Here is a 20,053-nt window from a genome sequence, read left to right on the forward strand (position 1 = left end):
CTTAAACTTTAAACGCATCCACCGATAAACGTAGTTCTTCCGCTAATTTAGCAACTTCTGAACTTGAAATATTGGTTTGGTTTGCGCCTTCAGCTGTTTGTTCAGCAATTGCTACTATCGACTCTAAGCGTTCGCTAATTTCTTGTGAAACTTGCTGTTGCTCATGAGCGGCTGTTGAAATCTCTTCACTTACGTTATGAGCTTGCGCAACTGCTGCAGTGATTGAATCAAGGGCGGTATTTGCAAGGTCTGATTGCTCAACACATGACTCAGCTTGTTGTTTACCTTTCGACATTGCTGATACAGCAGCCTCAGCGCCAACCTGAAGCGATTCAATCATCGCTTGGATCTCTTGGGTCGATTCTTGAGTCTTGCTCGCTAGAGAGCGCACTTCGTCAGCAACTACGGCGAAGCCTCGGCCTTGTTCACCGGCACGGGCTGCTTCAATGGCTGCATTAAGTGCAAGTAGGTTTGTTTGCTCTGCAATGCCACGAATAACATCTAAGATGCCACCAATTGATGCGCTATCTTTGTGTAGCTTATTGATAACTTGTGAAGCATCATCAACTTCACGGGCAAGTTGTTCGATAGTCGCTTTGTTTTGCGAAGAAATACCTTTAACACGGTCAGCTTCTTTATCAGCGTTCTTGATTTCGCTAAGTGCCTGTTGAGCACTGCTGCTTACCGCTTGTGATGTACTGCTCATTTCCGTGGTTGCTGTAGCAGCTTGTTCAACTTGTGCTTGTTGGTTACGAATAGCTTGGCTTGATTCTTCAGTGATTGCTGAAGTTTCTTCAGAGGCCGCAGCAAGCTGGGTTGAGCGAGAGATAATGCCTTGAATAAGTGTACGTAAACTTTCGATTAGCGTATTACAACTACGTGATAACTCACCGAATTCGTCTTTAGCTGAGTCGTCTAGGCGTTGAGTCATATCACCGCTAGCAACAATATCAAGGATACGGTTTACTTCAGAAAGTGGTTTAGTAATACGGCTAACAGTAATTGCTGCAACAGCAATTGCAATTAAAGTGGCGATAACCATGGCAATCCAAGTCCAGATGGTTGCCGTAGATACGTTACCACTTACATCTTGCTGTAAGTCAAAGGCAAGTACCGTTGCTTGGTCAACAAGCTCTTTAAGTTGTTTTAGGGCCTCAGTGGTTGATTTTTCTGCATTGGCTAGCTCAGCTTGAGTTTGTGCAATTGCATCAATTAAACGCTTTTTATTTGCTGATAGGCTGTTGTTGCCACGTACGTTATTTACAAGGTTTTCAACATAACTGTTTAGGTCGTTATATAAATCAGCATTACTTTCAATGATAGCAGGGCGGATTAGGCCAAGGCTTCGCTCTACTTCTTCTAGATAATAAACTTGTTCGTTTTTAACGATATCTAACGTGTTAAGAGTTTTAACCGTTAGCATATCGGTACTGTTAGTCACTACCGACTGGAAGTTGTTTTCCATGTTGTTAGCAGCTTGGTAGGCACGTGAATTGTTTTCTTCAAGGCCATCAATATCAATTATATCAAGCACAACAGAGTTAGCATCTTCTGCGCTGATCTCAATATCTTCAAGCTGGGTGCGCAGCGTATTGTTAAGTTCAAGTTGAGTTTGTTTATCTTTAAAAAGGTTATCGACAGACTTGGCAAAGCGCTTATAAGTTTGCTCAACTTCTTGACTGCTTTGTTTTAATTTAGGGTCGTTACTCACTATTTGTTGTAGGTCTTGATAAGAGCTATCGTAACGTTTTTTCTGCTCGGTAAAGTTCTTGCGAATAGTTGCTAATTCATCTTGTGATGTGGTGTAAAAGCTAGCTTGCGCTGATTTACTCATCAGGATGAATTCAACCTGCAATTCATAACTTTTATCGAGAGCCGGTAATGACAGCTGATTAACTCGCTGTGTCGATTGATCAATGTTGGTAATTCTGATCAACGAGTTACCACCAATAAATAGCAGGAGTAACGTAATAACAATAAAGCCACCCCAAATACGCTGTCTAACGGTCAAGTTCATATGTAATTCCAGAAAATAGTACTAATCATCACTTATCGGCAAGGTTGCCAATTAGTTAAGTATTTAAATTTAATTAGCTTTAAATTAAATTAACTTTAATTGTTATAAATCTAACAGATGTTCAGCTATTTTTCAGTTTATTTAGATAAAAGAGTGGGATTTTTCGACAAAACAGTCTTTTTGACTGAGTTCCATGAGGGTCATCGCGCCTCCCCATACACAGCCAGTGTCGAGGGCATGAATATTTTCGGCTTTAACTTTACCTTCTAAAGCAGCCCAATGACCAAATGTGATCTGTTGCTTGAGCTTACTTATACTCGGATGCTCAAACCAAGGGATTATTGAGCTATCTTCACTAATGCTGGTTTTATTGCTGAAATCGAGTTCACCAAGCAAATTAACGAAGCGCATGCGTGTGAAGTAATTAACGATATAACGAAATTTAGCCTCGTTAGGTAGCGTTGATTGCCATTCTAATGGGTGGGGGTCATACATATTGGCAAAGTAATGATGGGCATCATTACCTTGGTAGCAACTTTCGGCAAAGCGAGCGCGTTTTAATGCTTTTTTTATTGACCAATTTGGGTTTAAGCCAGCATGGCTTATCAGCATGTCATAGCGTTCAAGCCAAATAGCTAATGGCTGTTGTTGCAAAAAGTGAATATATTCAGGGCGCTTTGGGCTGTCAAAAACATCTGCAAGCTTATCTTTTGGATTTGCTGGTTTATTTAGATAATGACAAGCAATTAGGTGTAAATCATGATTACCAAGAGTAATAGTTACACTGCCTTGCATAGTATGAAGGCGCTCGAGGCAAGCGAGTGAATCAGGGCCTCGAGCAACAATATCGCCAACTAAGTAAAGGTGATCTTGGCTTGGGTTGAAGTTGACACGTTTTAGTAACGCATCAAATTCACTGTAACAACCTTGTAAGTCACCAATTGCGTAGTCAGCCATTATTACCTAGTGCAAAATGTTTGGGCGGGCTAAACGAAACACCTCGATTGGCGCTTCAAACTCAGTGCCAAATTCGTTACGCATGGTGTAATGACCTTGCATCGTCCCAACAGGGGTATCAAGCACTGCACCGCTGGTGTATTTGTAGCTTTCACCTGGGGCAATGGTCGGTGTTTCACCCACAACTCCTTCACCTTGCACTTCCACTTCTTTGCCGTTGGCATCGGTAATTAACCAGTAACGACTCAATAGCTTAGCACTGCATAAACTGTGGTTTTTAATGGTGATTGAGTAAGCAAAAACGTATTTATCTTGTTCAGGCTCTGATTGACCTTCTACATAGAAGGTCTCAACCGACACCTTAATTGGAGAACCTAAATTACTGCTTGTTGTCATAAATCCAATTAGCTATATCAATAAATTGTTGTAAAGACAGGCTTTCAGCACGCAGAGTGATATCAATGCCTATGCTTGTTAGTTCTTCAGCTGTAAGTAAGTTAGATAAACTATTACGCAGAGTCTTACGGCGTTGATTAAAGGCTTCTAAACATACCGTGTTTAATAGCTTAGTGCTTTTAGCTGAACGTTGCTCAGGCTTTTTAGGGATCAAGCGAATAACCGCTGAATCTACTTTAGGTGCTGGTTTAAAGCACTCTGGCGGCACATCAATCACTGGCATTGCGTGACAGTAATATTGTGTCATCACGCTTAAGCGACCAAATGCTTTACTGCCCGGGCCTGCGACCATACGTTTGACCACTTCTTTTTGCAGCATAAAGTGCATGTGCTCTACGTTATCTGCGAACTCAAATAAATGGAATAGCAGCGGAGTCGAAACGTTGTATGGTAAGTTACCAAAAATCTTTAACTTTTCGTCAGACTTGATCAAAGAGCTAAAATCGAATTTCATTGCATCGCCTTGATGCACTGTTAACTTTGGCCCTAAGAATGGGTGGCTCGTTAAACGTTCTGCTAAGTCTTTATCTAGCTCAACAACCGTTAGGTGACCACTTAAATCAGCGACTGGTTCAGTGATTGCACCAAGACCCGGGCCGATTTCTACTAAATTGTCTTCAGGTTTAGGATCGATAGCCGTGACGATTTTGTCGATGATCATGTCATCGTTTAAAAAGTTTTGACCAAAACGCTTACGAGCGCGGTGTCCTAAATGTACTTTATCTGTCATTGATTCTGTGCTTTTTCATGGGCGAGCTTAATTGCTTCGCGGATCGCTAATTCAAAACTACCTACATCAGCAGTGCCTGTGCCGGCTAAATCGAGAGCCGTACCGTGATCTACTGAGGTGCGAATAAATGGCAGGCCAAGGGTGATGTTGACCGAATTGCCGAAACCTTTGTATTTTAGCACAGGTAATCCCTGATCGTGATACATTGCAAGCACGGCATCTGCTTGCGAAAGGTATTTATCTTGGAACAAGGTATCAGCAGGCAATGGTCCAATTAAGTTCATGCCTTGATTATTTAACAGCTCTAACGTTGGCGCTATGGTATCAATTTCTTCAGTGCCTAAATGACCATCTTCGCCAGCATGTGGGTTTAGACCACATACGAGGATACGCGGTTTTTCAATACCAAACTTAGTTTGTAAGTCATGGTTTAAAATAGTGGCAACTTTACTTAAACGTTCAACGGTGATTGCGCGCGATACATAAGCAAGCGGTATATGCGTTGTAACAAGCGCCACACGTAAGCCTTCTGTAGCTAACAACATCACTACATCGGCAGTATTCGATTGCTGCGCAAAATACTCAGTGTGACCGCTGAATGAGATACCAGCTTTGTTGATAATCCCTTTATGCACAGGGCCTGTAACAACAGCGGCAAAGGTACCATCCATATTTTTTTCACTGGCAATGCGCAGTGTATCCAGCACATATTGACCATTGGCGTCATTAAGTACGCCCACTTCAACATCAGAGCCTAAATCTACTTGGTGTAAGTAAACACTGCCTGCAGGGGCAATGCTTGGTGCTTGGCTGTCATCGAAGTCAATTAAATTGATATCTAAACCAAGCAACTTAGCGCGCTGTTTTAACAGCGCGCCATCAGCAATCACCACCAGTTGGGCATCCCACTGGTGCTGGGCTAACTTGATAAGTAAATCAGGGCCAATACCGGCTGGCTCACCTGGGGTAATTGCAATTCTAATGGTCATAATTTTTATTCTGTTGGGAAAATATCAACGTGCGCTTGTTCACGCATTTCTTGCTGCCAGTTGAAACTTTCTTCTTTAAATTTACGATTAAACAGTAGTTGGTGAGCGCGGTTACGCTTAGCTTGCTCTGTTTTATCAGCTACACGCTTATCAAGTAGCTGTACAATGTGCCAACCAAACTGTGTTCTGAATGGCTCACTGATTTCATTTTTATCCAGAGAAAGCAGGGTATTTTTAAACTCTGGTACATAAGTACTTGGATCAGTCCAATCGTACTCACCCCCTTTTAATGCAGAACCCGGGTCTTCAGAGTATTCTTTAGCAAGTTCACCAAAGTCAGCTTTACCTTCACGTAGCTCTTTAGCAAAACCTTTTAGCATGTCACGCGCTTTTTCTTCGCTTAAGATGATAGAAGGCTTAATTAAGATGTGACGTGAACGAACCTCTGTTGTTTCAACAACTTGGCGACCACGAACATCTTGCACTTTAATGATGTGGAAACCAGCACCTGAACGAAGCGGGCCAACGATATCGTCTTTTTTATGGCCTTTTACCGCTTCAGCAAAAAGTGATGGCATTTCGTTGATACTCATCCAACCTAGCTGACCACCTTCAAGGGCTTTTGAACCGCTAGAAGATGAAATAGCGATACGCTTGAACTCTTTGCCTTCTTTTAAAAACTCGATAACTTTATCTGCACGCGTTTTAGCACTGGTGATTTCATCAGCTGTTGCATCACTTGGGATATCAATCAAGATATGACCAATATCATACTCTTCGGCATTCTTGCCTTGAGTTTCCATGATTTTAAGAAGGTTATCGATTTCTTGTGGGCTAATGTAAATACGGCGGTCAACGTTCGCACGCATTACTTGTTGCGTGGTGATTTCTTTACGAATTTCTTCACGGTAAGCTGGGTAGCTCTCGCCTGATGCCTCGATAGTGCGACGTAAATCAGCGATTGTACCGCCTTGCTCACGAGCCATATTTTCAAGTGTTTGGTCTAACTGAGAGTCAGAGATTTCTAAGCCCATTCGCTCAGCAAGTTGCATCATCAGAGTTTGGTTTACTAAACGCTCGATTGCTTGAATGCGAAGCGTATCATCAGAAGGTAATTGCTGACCTTGCTCTTGAGCTTGAGTTTTTACGCGATTGATAATGGTGTCTACTTCACTTTGTAAAATAACACCTTGGTTAACTACACCAACGACTTTGTCAATTTCGACAGGTTTTGCGAAAACGCTTTGGCAAAGGCCAACTGTTAATAATGCAGATGCAAATAATTTTTTTAAATTCATACTTTTTCTAATACTCTTGCTAATAGTACTGCGGTACTAGTTATTAAGAAAATACGGTCTACGATAGCCAAAAATACCTTGTTGTAATAATTTTTGTGCATCATAACGGCTTTTACTTCCAAGCCCTTTTAATACGATATTGAAGCCAATACTGGTATCAAAGGTTGCTTGCTCTTGACCAATCGCCTGGTTCAAATCTGTTTCGATTTGACGACGGCCTGTGATTTGAAACGCCCAACAGCACGATTCATACTGAAGACCGCTGAAAACCTCAATGCTACGACCACTTTCTAAATCGCGGTGATAGCTGCCAACAAACTGCCAATCTTGCGATAGCGGAATGCTGGTAAATAGACCAACTTGCTCGATTGTATTGCCTGAGACATCATTTGCATAGCGATGGTTCAATTGCACGAGCTGTTTATCGTCACCTTTATAATCTAAGGTGATATTTGATTGAATAATTTCTTTACCATCAGTGTCGTATTGAATACCACCTGATAAATACCAGCGACGGTGCCAATGTAACATGGTTTGCGCTGCGAACAAGGCATTGTAGTTAGTATCAACATTAATACCTTGTGATGTAGGCTTTGCATCATCACTTAAATAGAAGATTTGGCCTGCGCTGAAATTAAATACTTCTTCGTTTTCATTGCTAAATAAGCGAGTAGTCGCACCTAACGTAAATTGGTTCGCAGTGGCAATACGGTCGATACTTGAGAAACGACGGTCTCTAAATAAACCAAAAAAGTCATCTTGTAATTTTGCCGTATCGTAAAGGCCAATATTTGATTGGTCTTTATTTGGCGTATACAAGTACTGAATTTGTGGCTCAAGAGTTTGAATACCATCTTTGAAGAAAAACGCAGTATCACGCTCAAAATTTAATTGGCTGTATAAACGCACTTTTGGCAGGGTGCGGGTGACTTTTTCGTCGTAGTCTGTCCCTGCTAAATCACCATGCTGGTTATATTCAGTATGCAACACGCTGAACTCAGATAAAAATGACCATGCGTATTCTTGATAACCAAAGCTTGCTTTAGGTTCTATGTGAACACGGCTTGCTTCATCAATAACTGCGTCATCATTCGTGAAATAACTAAGCTCACCATCAAGGGTTAAATCAACACCATAAAAATCATACGCATCAGTTTGCGAAAAACTAATTTGTGGCAGTGCCGCATACGATTCGCGGTGATCACCAAGTACTTCAAAACTCTGTAGCTTAATATTAGTACGCCAAGTGTCACCTAAGTGGGTGAGTGAACCTGTGCGGTATAACTGAGTGTCTGTGCGAGTCGCGTAGCCAGAATTTAAATCGGTTAAGTAGTTATCATCACTAACGTTAGTAATATCGATATTACCGCGCCAGTTCTCACCAAAGTAGCTTTGCTGCTGCCAATGGAATAGGTAACGAGAGTCAACATTTGGCTCTTCATCATCTTTATCTAGGTACTCAACGGCAATGAGACCGTTGTTTTGCTCAGTTAAATAACGAAACTCACCAATCATTTGTAAACCGCGCTTAGACATATAGCGAGGCGTAATGGTGGCGTCGTAATTTGGAGCAATATTCCAGTAATACGGAGTGATGGTTTCAATACCGTAGCGGCCTGAACTTGAGAAGTTAGGTGTTAATAAACCTGATTTACGGCGGTCATCTAACGGAAACGTAAAATAAGGAACATACAGAACCGGCGTATCAAATACCCGTAATACGGTATTGTGAGTTTCGCCCCAGCCATCTTCACTTGATAAGTCAATTTCGTCAGCTTCAATCGCCCACACCGGTGTTTCGCCTGGGCAAGTAGTAAAGCTTGCGTTCATCAGGTTTAGGCCAGACTCGTTGACTGTTAGTTTTTCTGCGCCACCATGACCAAGTTGGTCGGTGAGCTTATAATCAGCACCAAGCAAGCTTAATTCAGAATTATTTAAATCCGCATTGAGCCCAGAACTATTAATTTGGCTTACTTTATCGCGATAAACGATAGGGCCGGTTGCATTAAGTAACCCACGTTGTTTGTCAATCAGTGCACTTTGTGCGGACAAATTCATCGTTAGGGTGTTAATATCTACATTACCGGTAAATTCTGCGCTTTGGGTACCCAATAGTTCAATATCATCGGATTTGATATCGATCATATTAAGTTCAAGGCCAGGGAGCGGTTGCCAAGCTCTGGTTTGCATTGAAGTGCCACAAAAATTGTGTGTCAGTTCAGTTTCGGCGAACGATGGTGCGCTAAGTACGCTTAGCATCATTATGCCCCAGGTTTTGCTCATTTAATGACCTTAATGCTCTTTGGTTGGATATAAGCTAGACATAATAAAGGAAAACAATGGCAAATACAGTAATTGACTTAGTGAAAAATAGATATCTTACTAAATGAATCGTTATAAAAGTTTACAGCAGTTTTTGAATCCTCATTTTAAAGAGGATGAATATCAATTAGCCGCCATCACAGGGGATGCGAGTTTTCGCCGTTATTTCCGCGTAAATACAAGTGATCAGAGCTATATTGTCATGGACTCAGATCCAGATAAATTAGATAACACGCCTTATATAGAACTCAATAAAGTGTTTTCTCAGCATGGCTTTAAATTACCAAAAATTCTTCAAGCAGATGAAAAGCAAGGCTTCTTCTTGCTGAGTGATTTAGGCAATACTCATTTGGCTGATTTACTGGGCGACGAAGACCGCACTTTACACTACAAACATCTAATAAAGTTAAGTGCACAATGGGCGCAAATCCCGCCAGCCCAATACATGAAAGTATTTGATGGCGAGTTTTTACAATTTGAACTGAGCATTTTTAGAGATTGGTTAGTCGATAACTTTATTGGTGAGCAACTTTCTGCTGATGAGCAGCAAATGTGGCAACAGGCTTGTGAGTTATTAGTTAACAATGCCCTTGAACAACCAATTGTTACAGTGCACCGAGACTTCCATAGCCGCAATATTATGCGCACGGGGCAGCAATGGGCAATTATCGATTATCAAGATGCGGTACAAGGGCCAGTGTGTTATGACCTTGTGTCGTTATTAAGGGATTGCTATTTCAAGTTACCAGAGCAAGAGCTAGATTACCTTTTACATTACGCTTATGACGAATTCAGCGAGCAACAGTTATTGCAAGACACCTCATTTGCGATGTTTAAGCGCTGGTTTGACTTAACCGGCGTGCAGCGTCATTTAAAAGCTGCAGGTATATTTTGCCGCTTAAAATTACGTGACGGTAAGTCTGGTTATTTGAATAATGTGCTGCCAACCCTTACATACATTAGTAATGTCAGTAAAGAATACCCAGAGTTAACAGCCCTTGGCCAGTGGATAGAGCAGACTATTATTCCACAGACTAAGCAGCGATTAACGAAAGAGTCCAAATGAAAGCAATGATCCTAGCGGCGGGCCGTGGTAAACGAATGATGCCGCTAACCGAAACGCAACCAAAGCCGATGCTAAAGATTAACGGCAAGCCATTATTAGAGCATCATATTAATAACTTACGTCAAGCAGGCATTACCGATATTGTCATTAACCTTGCTTGGCAGGGCGACAAAATAACAGAGTATTTTGCTGATGGTTCGCAGTTTGGTGTATCGATCACTTACAGCCAAGAGCAGGCTGGGGGGCTTGAAACCGCCGGGGGCATCATTCAAGCATTGCCGTTATTGGGCGAGCAATTTATTGTCATCAATGGTGATGTGTTTACTGATTATGATGTGACTTCGTTGATGCAGCTTCATCTGCAAGTAGGGGAGGCGCATATTGTCCTTGTAGAAAACCCTGCGCATAATCCTGATGGTGATTTTGCACTGAGTCACTTAAGCCCAGATAGTCAAAAGTATACTTTTTCCGGTATAAGTCGCTATCATGCTGATTTCTTTAAAGGTCTCAGCGCAGGTATTCGTCCACTTGGGCCCATTTTGCGAGAAAAGCTCAGTGAACATCAAGTTTCGACTGAGCTTTATTTGGGGCAATGGGATGACATTGGCACACCTGCCAGACTCGACGAAATCAATCAACGTTTCGCTTTGTAATAACAACAGAGGTTTGCCAAATTATGTGGGGAAAAGTACTCGGTTTTTGTTTTGGCTTTATGTTTGGCAAATTTATAGGAGCCTTACTGGGCCTATACCTAGGCCATATGTTCGATCGCAGCTTAAAACAAGACTTTGATAAAGCAGGTGGTTTTTCTGGTTTGTTTAAAGGCGATGATATTAACGAGCGCCAAGCACTTTTCTTTTCTAGCTGTTTTGCGGTGATGGGGCATATCGCCAAATCGAATGGTCGCGTTAGTGAAACGCATATTCGTGCTGCAAGTTTGTTTATGGACGAAATGGGCTTATCGGGTGATGAGCGAAGAGAAGCACAAGATGCCTTTCGTAGTGGTAAAGAAAGCGACTTTTCATTAAAAGAAACCGTTCATGACTTTAAAGAGCGCTTTGCTCGACGCCATGATTTATTGCAACTGTTCCTCGAAATACAAATTCAAATGGCCTTTTCAGATGGCCACCTTGCAGAGCAAGAAAAGCAGCTACTGCAAGAGGTGAGCAAGCAGTTAGGTATTTCACGTACTCAGTTCGCATTTTTATTAAAACGCTACCAAGCCGAATTTGCATTTCGTCAGCAACAACAGCGTTTTTATGAACAACAGCGTCAACAAAGCCAGCAAAATCGCAGCAGTCATAGTGAACAAAGAGGGCACAGTGTGCCACCGAATAATGGTATGAATCGCGCCCAAGCGTTGGCTCTTTTAGGCTTAAACAATGATGCTTCTGCGAGAGATATTAAAGTTGCTTATCGAAAGCTTATGGCTCAGCATCACCCCGATAAGCTGGTATCGCAAGGTTTACCAAAACATATGATGGAAGTTGCGGTAAAGAAAAGCCAAGATATTCAAGCGGCTTATGAGTATTTAAAAAAGGCGGCGTAAAAAGCCGTCTACTTCTTTGAGCAGTCGCTGGTGCTGCTCAGGCTCAGAAGGCACACCAAATAACTCTCTTTGTCGGTAGTCATATTTAGCGTGTTTTCTTACCCAACGTTTTCTGTCTTTTACACTTTGCAGGGTGTCTGGGTTACCCTCGCTGTAAAAAATATCCAGTAAGGGTGGGCTGATAGTCGAAAGCGTCGCATTGAGATGCTGGTTACGAACACTGTTAGGTAAATAACTACCTAGGCTAATAAAAGCGTTTAGTTCGTTATTTGGAAAGCTAGCATAATGCTCTATCAATAGCCCCGCACTGGCACCTTGTGCCACCACAATAATATTGCCGCCTTCATCCATTGCACTGTTATACAAGGCATTGAATCTGGCAATTAGTTTTAATTTGTAATCATCAAGCACGGCTTCACTGATATTAGGTTCACCTGTAACAAAATGCGGCGCTTGTTGCGTTTCGGCTGGTGGAGCAGAAGCTGCTTGCTCATCGCCTTGTTCATTATTTTGTGTTGTTGACTCAGCTTCAGAGCTTTCAGGTGACTCGGGCGTTGCCATATCGACAGGGTGCCAATCAATGTCAGGCATGGTCATGGCAAGGGTTGCATAGCCTATTTCGTTTAACTGCTTACGCAAAAAGTTAATACCAGCATTATTAGTGGGTAAGTGTTGCCAATCAGGAATGATTAGCACAATGCCGCGTTGGCTCGCTGCCATCGATTGGCGATATAAGCTAATGAACTCATCTTCACCAGCAAGCAGAGTGCGTACTTCATCGCTAGGTAAAAAGCGTTGTATATCGTTAGTGACCAAACTTGACCAAGGGGTGGGTTTAATAAAATCGGCAGCGTTCACATTGCCCATCAACGCAAAACAGGCTGCGTAAAGTAAGCGATGTGTGGGTTTTAAATTCATGCCGATATTACCTGAGTCTTTAATTAAATCAGTTATTGATTAACTATCGGCAGAATTTATTAAATATTTAGCGAATTGTCTTAAAACTCAGGAGCGGCTTCAAAAATCAATGTTTCACCGCTGGCTGGGTGAGCTAAGGTTAGCATTTCGGCATGCAGTTGTAAGCGAGGAGCCATGGCGAATGCCTCGGGGTGAGCATACAGCTTATCGCCTAAAATAGGGTGACCCAATGACAGCATATGCACACGTAGTTGGTGAGAACGCCCAGTAATAGGGGTCAGCTCAACACGAGTTGCATTCTGTTCATACTCAAGCACTTTAAAGTGGGTTAATGACGGTTTGCCATTATCGTGATCAACCATTTGCTTTGGTCGGTTCGGCCAATCACAAATAAGTGGCAAATCTACCGATCCTGTTTCTTGCTCAAGCTTACCAAATACGCGAGCAATGTAGCGTTTTGCAGTTTTTCTATCTTGAAACTGAATGCTTAAATTACGATGCGCTTCTTTGTGCATAGCTAAACAAATAATGCCAGAGGTAGCCATATCAAGGCGATGAACAATTTTTGCCGTTGGAAAAACGCGGTTAATGCGAGCAATAAGGCAATCGGCGTGTTTTGGGTCTTTTCCCGGCACAGTAAGTAAACCACTTGGTTTATTCACAATAAGCAAGTCATCGTCTTGATAAACAATACTTAAATAAGGTGTCATTGGGGGATTATAATTGAGTAACACAGCTAGCCTCGATGATATGCAAGGACGCTATTTTAAAGGAGTATAAGCGCATACACAATGCCAGTGCTGGTTTTCGAGTAGCAGCTAAGATACAGTAAATTCAGCTATGGAGTTTAAATAAAAGGACAAGTGAATGTTTCGCCTTGGTTTAATTCGCAGTAAACCTTGTACACGTTGTGGCCTAGAAGTAAATGACCTAGAGCCAGAGTGCCCGCACTGTAAAGGTTTTTCAGACCTACAAGCTGTATATTTGAAGCAAGCTTACAAAGACGATTTAATAAAAAGAAACAATAGCTTAGCTAATTTATTTTGCAAGCTAGCGGCAGTGGCCGTAATTATTACCCTTGTGGTGTTTTTTGCATAAAAAAACGCGATGTGAAAGCACATCGCGTTTGTGGTTTTGAGTTTAGCGCTTCAACGTTAGTGTGAAACGACAATTAAACGAATTGCATCCAGTTTAACTTGGGCTTTTTCGATGTAAGTCGTGAGTTCGCTACGCTGTTTATCAAAGAAGCTAAGCTCTTCATCACGAATATTCGGGTTGATCTGCTTAAGTGCCGTTAAACGAGCTTGTTCTTCACCAAGGGCAGTTTGCATTTTCTCTAGTGATTCAGCACGCAGTGCTTCTAGCTTGGTTTGTGCCATGTCTTGTGCGCTGGTGATCATTGGGTGAATGGCACTTTGTAGCGCGCTGGCTAATTTACTTGCCGTTTGGCGACCAACCGCTGATAACTGTTGATTGAAAGCATCAAAAGCAACATTTTCAGCCAGATTGTTACTGCCCTTATCTAATAAGATACGAATAGGCGTTGGTGGCAAGAAGCGGCCAACTTGAAGTGCTTTAGGCGCCATCGCCTCCGCAATGAAAATAAGCTCAACAAAGAAGGTACCAGCAGGTAGCTTTTTGTTTTTCAGTAACGCCACAGAGGCAGTACCAAAGTCATCATCACAAATCATGTCTAAGCTGCCTTGCACCATTGGGTGATCCCAACTGATGAAATGCGCGTCTTCTTGCGAAAGCGAGGTGCTGCGATCAAACGTTACTGTGATGCCATCATCTTTTAAGCATGGGAAAGATGGATTTAGCATGTGCTCAGTTGGTTTTAAGATAATGGTATTTTCACCTTTATCTTCTTGGCTTACACCAAAGGTGTCGAACACATTGATCATATAACTTGGTAGCGTGAATTGATCGTCTAACTCTTCGATATCAGCTACAAGGCTTTCTGCTCGGCCCTGGCCACTTGAATGCAGCTCTAGTAAGCGGTCACGACCACTTTCCATTTGCTTACGAAGCTTGGCATTTTGACCTGCCACTTGTTCTAGTAGTGGGTCTAGCTCTTCTTCGTCGCAATTGTGTGCACCAATAAACTCAAGCAATTCTTCGCCATACTCTTTATACAGCATTTGCCCTGTTGTCGAGGTTGTTTCAAACGCATCTAAGCCTTCGTTGTACCAACGAAGTAACACCTCTTGTGCGGTGTTTTCAAAATACGGCACGTGAATGTTTACGTCTTGAGTTTGACCAATACGGTCAAGACGACCAATACGTTGCTCAAGTAAGTCTGGGTTTAGTGGTAAATCAAACAATACTAAGTGATGCGAGAATTGGAAGTTACGACCTTCAGAACCAATTTCAGAACAAAGTAGAATCTGCGCGCTGTCGTATTCATCGGCAAAGTAAGCCGCAGCACGGTCACGTTCAACAATCGACATGCCTTCGTGGAAAACAGAAGCTTTAATTGCTTCACGCTCACGTAAAATCTGTTCTAGGCTAAGTGCGGTTTCGGCTTTAGCACAGATAAGCAATACTTTTTCGTGTTTAAGGGTTTTTAAGGTTTCGATTAACCAATCAACACGTGGGTCAAATGCGCCCCAGCTAGCATTTTCACCTTCAAACTCTTGGAAGATCTTTTCAGGGAATAGAGCGCGAAGTGCCGTTAGTTCAGCATTTTGAATGCCGCCCATGTTACCCAGTACCGACATCGCCGTTTTATATTGTTTAGGCATTGCCATAGGGTATGCATGAAGCTTACGGCTTGGGTAACCATCAATACCGCTGCGGCTATTTCTAAATAAAATACGACCCGTACCATGGCGGTCCAGCAGCATTGATAAAATTTCGTTGCGCGCCGTTTCATCACCTTGCTCCGCTTTCGCTAAAAGGTCAGTAATGTCGGTTTCTTTTAATAGCTCTTTTAATGTGGCACGAGATGCATCATCAAGGCCTTGTTCACCCAGTAATTGATTAGCAGCTTCAGCAACCTCTTTGTAGTTACTTTCTTCTTCAACAAACGCATCGTAGTCGTAGAAACGATCTGGGTCGAGTAATTGCAAGCGGGCAAAGTGACTGCGGTGACCAAGTTGATCTGGCGTTGCAGTTAATAAGATAAGGCCCGGAATGTCTTGGCTTAACTCTGCCATGCGTTGGTATTCAGTGCTTGGCTTACCATTATTGATACTTAAATGGTGCGCTTCATCAACAACCAATAAATCCCAATCAGCTAGGGTTGCTTGCTCAAACCAGCGTTTTTTCTTGCTTAAGAACTCAAGGCTAGTAAGTACTAACTGTTCTGTTTCGAATACGTTTGGAGAGTCTGCGAATGCTTCATCACAACGTTCTTCATCAAAGATTGAAAAACGTAAGTTAAAGCGGCGTAGCATTTCTACTAACCACTGATGCTGTAAGTTTTCAGGCACAACAATCAATACGCGGCTAGCACGGCCACTGATGATTTGTTGATGTAAAATCATACCTGCTTCAATGGTTTTACCTAAACCCACTTCATCAGAAAGTAATACGCGTGGTGCAAAACGTTTACCCACTTCTTGTGCAATATAAAGCTGATGCGGAATAAGGTTTGCACGCTGACCAATTAAACCTTTTAAAGGAGATTGTTGGCGCTCAAACTGGTGCTGCCAAGTTTGGTAGCGCAGCGTATAGCGGTCAAAGCGGTCCACTTGGCCTGCAAATAAACGGTCTTGTGGTTTATTGAATTTGATAAAGTGATCTAAAAAGGTTTCTTTTAACTGCGCTTTTTCACCATTATCAACGCGAATGCCGTGATAGCATAGTAACTCGCCTTGCTCTTCAACAGACTCGACTTCTAATTCCCACTCTTCAACGCTGCGAATAATATCACCTGGATTAAATGCGACACGAGTAACAGGTGCTTCTGTTAAAGAATAAACTCTGTTTTCTCCACTGGCTGGAAATAAAATGCTGACCTGACGGCCTTCAAGGGCAACAACGGTGCCTAATCCTAAATCTGACTCAGTATCACTGATCCAACGCTGACCTAAGGAAAAATTCATGTATGTCTCGTCTATGAAGAAAAAAGGCGGCTATGTTACCTGTAACGCCATGCTACTTCAAGGCAGTAAACTAGCCGCACACAATTAAATTTAGTCAACCTTTTTAAGCCATTATTAATGGTAAAAATTGTATGTATTTTAACCAGTTAAATAATTGTATATTTGTTTGTCATAAAAAGGACTTTTGTCGTAAATAGACTAAACTGAGTATATACCTGACGAATAAACCATAGCTTCATCCGCCGCTTGTTTAGTTTATTGGGTATAGCATAAAAATCATAAAACGTAAGGAAAGTGCTATGGAAAAAGCTTCGAACCTTGATAGTAAAATGTATGTGCTCGATACCAATGTGTTACTCCACGAACCCCTCGCTTATTTATCTTTCCAAGAACATGATGTTGTTATCCCCATGACAGTATTAGAAGAGCTCGACCACATTAAAGATAGGAAACATGACGTTAGCCGTGACGCCCGTGTTGCTATTCGTGGTTTAGATGAAGTGTTAAAGGACGCTTCGCCAGAGCAAATGTTGCAGGGTGTCGCGCTCCCTAGTAACAAAAAGGCTAAAACAGAATCTCGTGGCCGCTTAATTATCGTTAATGACCATTTATTTGCAGACAGTATTTCGGGGTTACCGGGCAACGAAAACGACCACCGCATCATCAATTGTGCTGTTCATTTACAGAAGCAACACAGCGATAGCAAAGTGGTGCTTGTCACTAAAGACATCAATATGCGTCTAAAAGCGAAAGGGGCAGGGCTTAAATTTGTTGAAGATTACAGAACAGACCAATTAATTGACGACATAGCGTTGCTTACTAGTGGTTATAAAAAAATTGAAGGTGATTTTTGGCAACAGGTTGGAGAGTGCGAAACAGAGCAGCAAGGCCGAGATACCTATCATCATGTGGCAAAAAGCACGATTAGCGATGTATTCTGTAATGAATATATTTTAGATGAAAGCGACCACTTTGCAGCCCGAGTAACAAGCTACGATGATAAACAAATTACTTTAAAGGATATTAGTGTTGAGCGCTTGATGAGCCATACCGCTTGGGGCGTTAAGCCAAAAAATGTTTATCAAGGGATGGCACTTGATGCGCTACTTGACCCAAGTATTGAATTGGTGATTTTAACTGGTCCCGCTGGCTGTGGTAAAACCTTACTTGCTCTTGCCAGTGCCCTTGAAATGATTATTGAAAAAGGCATTTACGATAAAGTGATTGTTACTCGTAATACCCCAGAAATTGCTGAATCAATTGGCTTTTTACCTGGCACTGAAGAAGAGAAAATGGCGCCGTGGTTAGCTGCCATTACTGATACCTTAGAAGTGCTGCATAAAGGGGATGAGAATCCGATTTCGAGCCGTAATTACATTATGGAAAAAGCTAACGTACAGTTTAAATCAGTAAACTTTATGCGTGGCCGTAGTATTCAAAACGCGGTTGTTATTTTACAACCCCGAATTGGGGGTATTTTAAAGTTTTTACCCCCTTGTTTTTATTGGCCTGTAGAAAAAGTAAAAAGAATTTCCAAAAAAATTGATTACCTTAGCTACTCTGAGCAGTCTCTCAACAATAAACCTTTACTCAAAATTTGTAATTTACAAGAAAAGTACAACACAAAGCCTAGCAACGATTCAATCTTTTGGGAGGCTGCGTAATGAAAAGCTCTATTGATAATCGAAATCCTCGTGTACTAGACACATCTGCATTAGTACATGATCCAAAATCTATTTTTAGCTACAAAGATGATATTTACATCTGTCTAACTGTCCTTGAAGAGCTTGATAACCTGAAAGAAAGAACTAATAAATCGGTAAGTGCCGATGCCCGTATGTGCATTAGAATGCTTGAAGACATTATAAATGGACATACAGCCGAGGAAATGGAAATAGGTATTCCTTTACCATCTACCGAAACAGCCCAGAGAGGAAAGCTTTTCATTGGAATTGACACTCAATTGGATCTGGCTAAGGAGTTAAAGCACGGGATAGGAAGTGATGCTGATAACAGAATAATTAATTATGCTTTATATCTTCAAAAAGAACTCAATAAAGACGTAACAATTGTTAGCCGTGATATTAATATGCGATTGAAAGCTCGAACAGTTGGGGTTAGGGCTGAGGACGTTGCCGTAGATAATCAAATATCAGATATTGATCTTTTATACACAGGAGTACAGGCTTTTGAAGGCGATCTTTTTGATCGAATTGAATCAGATAAAGATTTCAAAGTCTCAGGAGAGGTTTATACATTCCCAATAAGCTTGTTCAACGATGAAGTTCAGCCAAACATGTATTGGTACGATGAAGCCGGACACATTGGTCGGATTTCAGAAGTAACAGATACTGAGGTATACACAAAATTATTGCCGCGTAAGCAAGAAAAGATATGGGGCATATTGCCTAAAAACCAGCGTCAGGCGGTAGCTTTAAGCCAATTAACAGACCCTTACTATGATTTAAATATCATCCTTGGTCCTGCTGGCTCCGGAAAAACTTTTTTGGCAGTTGCTTCGGCGCTGCATCAAGTATTGGAGTTGAAAAAGTACAAAAAAATCGTTGTGGTGCGCTCCAGAGACTTTATGGACGACGATCCGGGATTCTTACCGGGGGATTTAACTGAAAAATCAATGCCTCTTCTGGCAGGTATTACTGACGCATTAATTTCGATGCACTCGGATGATAATCATGAAGGAAATATTCACGCTACAGTTGAACATGTGATCGAAAGAGCTAATATAGAATTTACCAGTATGGCTTATTTTCGTGGCCGTTCAATAGACGATGCTGTTTTAATAATTGATGAAGCACAAAATATGACCCGTGCTCAAATTAAAGGAATGCTTAGTCGCGGTGGCAAAAATTGTCGGACAATCGTATTGGGCAACCTAGCCCAGATTGACGATAAGTTTGTAACACCTGCTTCTTCTGGTGCAAGTGCGGCTGTTAATGTGTTTCGTCATTATGAAAAAGGATCAGTGCTGATTTTTGATGAAGTAGAGCGTAGTAGCTTGGCTGAATTCACTGAAAAGAATATGTAGGCATCAAACTACCATTCACATTTCCTTATAATATTGCGACAATGGCCACTGCTTTTTGCAGTGGCTTTTCAGAGAAGCCCGTTCCCACGAAAACAGGACGAAATGGATTTACTCTGAACTAAAAGATTAAATATTCACATAAAAACTGAGTGACATAGGTGCGTGGCCTAGCGTTGCCGTTTTTTGGTGTATTGATGTCTTTTAAAAAAGAAGACCTGCTAGTAAATATAAAAAGGCAGGCAAAACGATTATCTAAATTATTAACTATTCCCCTTGGACAAGCCCAAGAAGGGGCAGCTATTTGTCTATATGGCTGTGACAGTTACAGCGATTTACTAGTAAAAATAAAAGCTGAATCCTTTGACAACCCATTGATAGCACTGTCTGCACTCTCACCAAACTCGGAAATATTTTTAGTAAAAATATTAGCTAGCCACCTAGATAGCATTATTGGAAATTTTGAAAAAAAATTTCCCGGCTCCAATATAAATGAAGAGATGGTCGTATCCTTGTTTGGGCTTAGCTTTTCAGAGTTCAAACTCAAAATATCTACCTAAAGTTGTACAAATACGTAAGTTGTCATTTTGTTTTTTGGCGATATTATAATAAGAAGGCTGAACGGACAGCCTACGCCTACACATGTTTTTCGCCTTGAA

Annotated in this window: 17 protein-coding genes; 7 read left to right on the forward strand and 10 right to left on the reverse strand. The window is 41.6% G+C overall.

Features of this window, described 5'->3' with window-relative positions; genetic code table 11:
- Position 1: 1 nt before the first annotated feature.
- The 7 genes from EXT43_RS08740 to lptD all read right to left on the reverse strand — a co-directional run bounded on the left by EXT43_RS08740 (position 2) and on the right by lptD (position 8,730).
- A complete protein-coding gene (locus tag EXT43_RS08740; protein ID WP_063528039.1) occupies positions 2 to 2,017 on the reverse strand; it encodes a methyl-accepting chemotaxis protein in 2,016 nt (671 codons plus the stop codon).
- A gap of 141 nt (positions 2,018 to 2,158) precedes the next feature.
- On the reverse strand, positions 2,159 to 2,974 hold the full coding sequence (locus EXT43_RS08745) for a symmetrical bis(5'-nucleosyl)-tetraphosphatase (protein WP_062566164.1): 816 nt from the start codon (positions 2,972 to 2,974) through the stop codon (positions 2,159 to 2,161).
- A 6-nt stretch (positions 2,975 to 2,980) separates the two neighbouring features.
- A complete protein-coding gene (gene apaG, locus EXT43_RS08750) occupies positions 2,981 to 3,370 on the reverse strand; it encodes a Co2+/Mg2+ efflux protein ApaG (protein ID WP_054550996.1) in 390 nt (129 codons plus the stop codon).
- Positions 3,354 to 4,160, reverse strand: coding sequence for a 16S rRNA (adenine(1518)-N(6)/adenine(1519)-N(6))-dimethyltransferase RsmA (gene rsmA, locus EXT43_RS08755; RefSeq protein ID WP_054550997.1), 807 nt, complete (start codon positions 4,158 to 4,160; stop codon positions 3,354 to 3,356). The genes apaG and rsmA overlap by 17 nt, the downstream gene beginning before the upstream one ends.
- Complete coding sequence (pdxA, locus tag EXT43_RS08760) at positions 4,157 to 5,149, reverse strand: 4-hydroxythreonine-4-phosphate dehydrogenase PdxA (RefSeq protein ID WP_054562772.1); 993 nt, start codon at positions 5,147 to 5,149, stop codon at positions 4,157 to 4,159. Before pdxA ends, rsmA begins: the two co-directional genes overlap by 4 nt.
- A gap of 5 nt (positions 5,150 to 5,154) precedes the next feature.
- Positions 5,155 to 6,447 (reverse strand): peptidylprolyl isomerase SurA, encoded by a 1,293-nt coding sequence (surA, locus tag EXT43_RS08765; RefSeq protein ID WP_055021167.1) that lies wholly within the window; start codon positions 6,445 to 6,447, stop codon positions 5,155 to 5,157.
- A gap of 36 nt (positions 6,448 to 6,483) precedes the next feature.
- A complete protein-coding gene (gene lptD, locus EXT43_RS08770; RefSeq protein ID WP_054562770.1) occupies positions 6,484 to 8,730 on the reverse strand; it encodes an LPS assembly protein LptD in 2,247 nt (748 codons plus the stop codon).
- A 103-nt stretch (positions 8,731 to 8,833) separates the two neighbouring features.
- On the opposite strand from lptD, the gene EXT43_RS08775 reads away from it, so the two are divergent.
- From EXT43_RS08775 to djlA, 3 genes are read left to right on the forward strand one after another with little or no spacing between them, the layout of a single operon-like run.
- A complete protein-coding gene (locus EXT43_RS08775) occupies positions 8,834 to 9,835 on the forward strand; it encodes a phosphotransferase (RefSeq protein ID WP_054562769.1) in 1,002 nt (333 codons plus the stop codon).
- A complete protein-coding gene (gene murU / locus EXT43_RS08780; protein ID WP_063528268.1) occupies positions 9,832 to 10,488 on the forward strand; it encodes an N-acetylmuramate alpha-1-phosphate uridylyltransferase MurU in 657 nt (218 codons plus the stop codon). The genes EXT43_RS08775 and murU overlap by 4 nt, the downstream gene beginning before the upstream one ends.
- A 23-nt stretch (positions 10,489 to 10,511) precedes the next feature.
- The gene (djlA, locus tag EXT43_RS08785) at positions 10,512 to 11,384 is read left to right on the forward strand and encodes a co-chaperone DjlA (protein WP_054562767.1); all 873 of its coding nucleotides are present in this window, start codon (positions 10,512 to 10,514) and stop codon (positions 11,382 to 11,384) included.
- On the opposite strand, the gene EXT43_RS08790 is transcribed toward djlA, so the two are convergent.
- Both EXT43_RS08790 and rluA read right to left on the reverse strand, forming a co-directional pair.
- Entirely contained in the window at positions 11,367 to 12,302 is a 936-nt protein-coding gene (locus EXT43_RS08790; RefSeq protein ID WP_130166803.1) for a DUF3530 family protein, read from the reverse strand. The genes djlA and EXT43_RS08790 overlap by 18 nt on opposite strands.
- An 80-nt stretch (positions 12,303 to 12,382) precedes the next feature.
- The gene (gene rluA / locus EXT43_RS08795) at positions 12,383 to 13,036 is read right to left on the reverse strand and encodes a bifunctional tRNA pseudouridine(32) synthase/23S rRNA pseudouridine(746) synthase RluA (protein WP_082401641.1); all 654 of its coding nucleotides are present in this window, start codon (positions 13,034 to 13,036) and stop codon (positions 12,383 to 12,385) included.
- A gap of 133 nt (positions 13,037 to 13,169) precedes the next feature.
- Between rluA and EXT43_RS08800 the strand changes: the two genes are divergently transcribed.
- A complete protein-coding gene (locus EXT43_RS08800; protein ID WP_130166804.1) occupies positions 13,170 to 13,400 on the forward strand; it encodes a hypothetical protein in 231 nt (76 codons plus the stop codon).
- A 56-nt stretch (positions 13,401 to 13,456) separates the two neighbouring features.
- Here the strand turns inward: EXT43_RS08800 and rapA are convergent, their stop codons facing one another.
- On the reverse strand, positions 13,457 to 16,351 hold the full coding sequence (rapA, locus tag EXT43_RS08805; protein ID WP_062566159.1) for an RNA polymerase-associated protein RapA: 2,895 nt from the start codon (positions 16,349 to 16,351) through the stop codon (positions 13,457 to 13,459).
- 299 nt (positions 16,352 to 16,650) lie between these two features.
- Between rapA and EXT43_RS08810 the strand changes: the two genes are divergently transcribed.
- The 3 genes from EXT43_RS08810 (at position 16,651) to EXT43_RS08820 (ending at position 19,954) form a co-directional block, all read left to right on the forward strand.
- On the forward strand, positions 16,651 to 18,015 hold the full coding sequence (locus tag EXT43_RS08810; RefSeq protein ID WP_130166805.1) for a PIN domain-containing protein: 1,365 nt from the start codon (positions 16,651 to 16,653) through the stop codon (positions 18,013 to 18,015).
- Positions 18,015 to 19,397 carry a PhoH family protein gene (locus tag EXT43_RS08815; protein ID WP_130166806.1) on the forward strand — a complete coding sequence of 461 codons (1,383 nt, stop codon included), beginning with the start codon at positions 18,015 to 18,017 and terminating at the stop codon, positions 19,395 to 19,397. Before EXT43_RS08810 ends, EXT43_RS08815 begins: the two co-directional genes overlap by 1 nt.
- Positions 19,398 to 19,591: 194 nt before the next feature.
- Positions 19,592 to 19,954 (forward strand): hypothetical protein, encoded by a 363-nt coding sequence (locus EXT43_RS08820; RefSeq protein ID WP_016708261.1) that lies wholly within the window; start codon positions 19,592 to 19,594, stop codon positions 19,952 to 19,954.
- Positions 19,955 to 20,053 lie beyond the last annotated feature (99 nt).

It is taken from the genome of Pseudoalteromonas sp. CO109Y (genome assembly GCF_004208935.1).
Lineage (GTDB): Bacteria > Pseudomonadota > Gammaproteobacteria > Enterobacterales > Alteromonadaceae > Pseudoalteromonas > Pseudoalteromonas shioyasakiensis.

Excerpts from the sequence above, each read along its gene's own strand:
- EXT43_RS08740 (WP_063528039.1), bottom strand. The coding sequence starts at position 2,017 with ATGAACTTGACCGTTAGACAGCGTATTTGGGGTGGCTTTATTGTTATT.
- EXT43_RS08745 (WP_062566164.1), bottom strand. The coding sequence starts at position 2,974 with ATGGCTGACTACGCAATTGGTGACTTACAAGGTTGTTACAGTGAATTT.
- apaG (WP_054550996.1), bottom strand. The coding sequence starts at position 3,370 with ATGACAACAAGCAGTAATTTAGGTTCTCCAATTAAGGTGTCGGTTGAG.
- rsmA (WP_054550997.1), bottom strand. The coding sequence starts at position 4,160 with ATGACAGATAAAGTACATTTAGGACACCGCGCTCGTAAGCGTTTTGGT.
- pdxA (WP_054562772.1), bottom strand. The coding sequence starts at position 5,149 with ATGACCATTAGAATTGCAATTACCCCAGGTGAGCCAGCCGGTATTGGC.
- surA (WP_055021167.1), bottom strand. The coding sequence starts at position 6,447 with ATGAATTTAAAAAAATTATTTGCATCTGCATTATTAACAGTTGGCCTT.
- lptD (WP_054562770.1), bottom strand. The coding sequence starts at position 8,730 with ATGAGCAAAACCTGGGGCATAATGATGCTAAGCGTACTTAGCGCACCA.
- EXT43_RS08775 (WP_054562769.1), top strand. The coding sequence starts at position 8,834 with ATGAATCGTTATAAAAGTTTACAGCAGTTTTTGAATCCTCATTTTAAA.
- murU (WP_063528268.1), top strand. The coding sequence starts at position 9,832 with ATGAAAGCAATGATCCTAGCGGCGGGCCGTGGTAAACGAATGATGCCG.
- djlA (WP_054562767.1), top strand. The coding sequence starts at position 10,512 with ATGTGGGGAAAAGTACTCGGTTTTTGTTTTGGCTTTATGTTTGGCAAA.
- EXT43_RS08790 (WP_130166803.1), bottom strand. The coding sequence starts at position 12,302 with ATGAATTTAAAACCCACACATCGCTTACTTTACGCAGCCTGTTTTGCG.
- EXT43_RS08800 (WP_130166804.1), top strand. The coding sequence starts at position 13,170 with ATGTTTCGCCTTGGTTTAATTCGCAGTAAACCTTGTACACGTTGTGGC.
- rapA (WP_062566159.1), bottom strand. The coding sequence starts at position 16,351 with ATGAATTTTTCCTTAGGTCAGCGTTGGATCAGTGATACTGAGTCAGAT.
- EXT43_RS08810 (WP_130166805.1), top strand. The coding sequence starts at position 16,651 with ATGGAAAAAGCTTCGAACCTTGATAGTAAAATGTATGTGCTCGATACC.
- EXT43_RS08815 (WP_130166806.1), top strand. The coding sequence starts at position 18,015 with ATGAAAAGCTCTATTGATAATCGAAATCCTCGTGTACTAGACACATCT.
- EXT43_RS08820 (WP_016708261.1), top strand. The coding sequence starts at position 19,592 with ATGTCTTTTAAAAAAGAAGACCTGCTAGTAAATATAAAAAGGCAGGCA.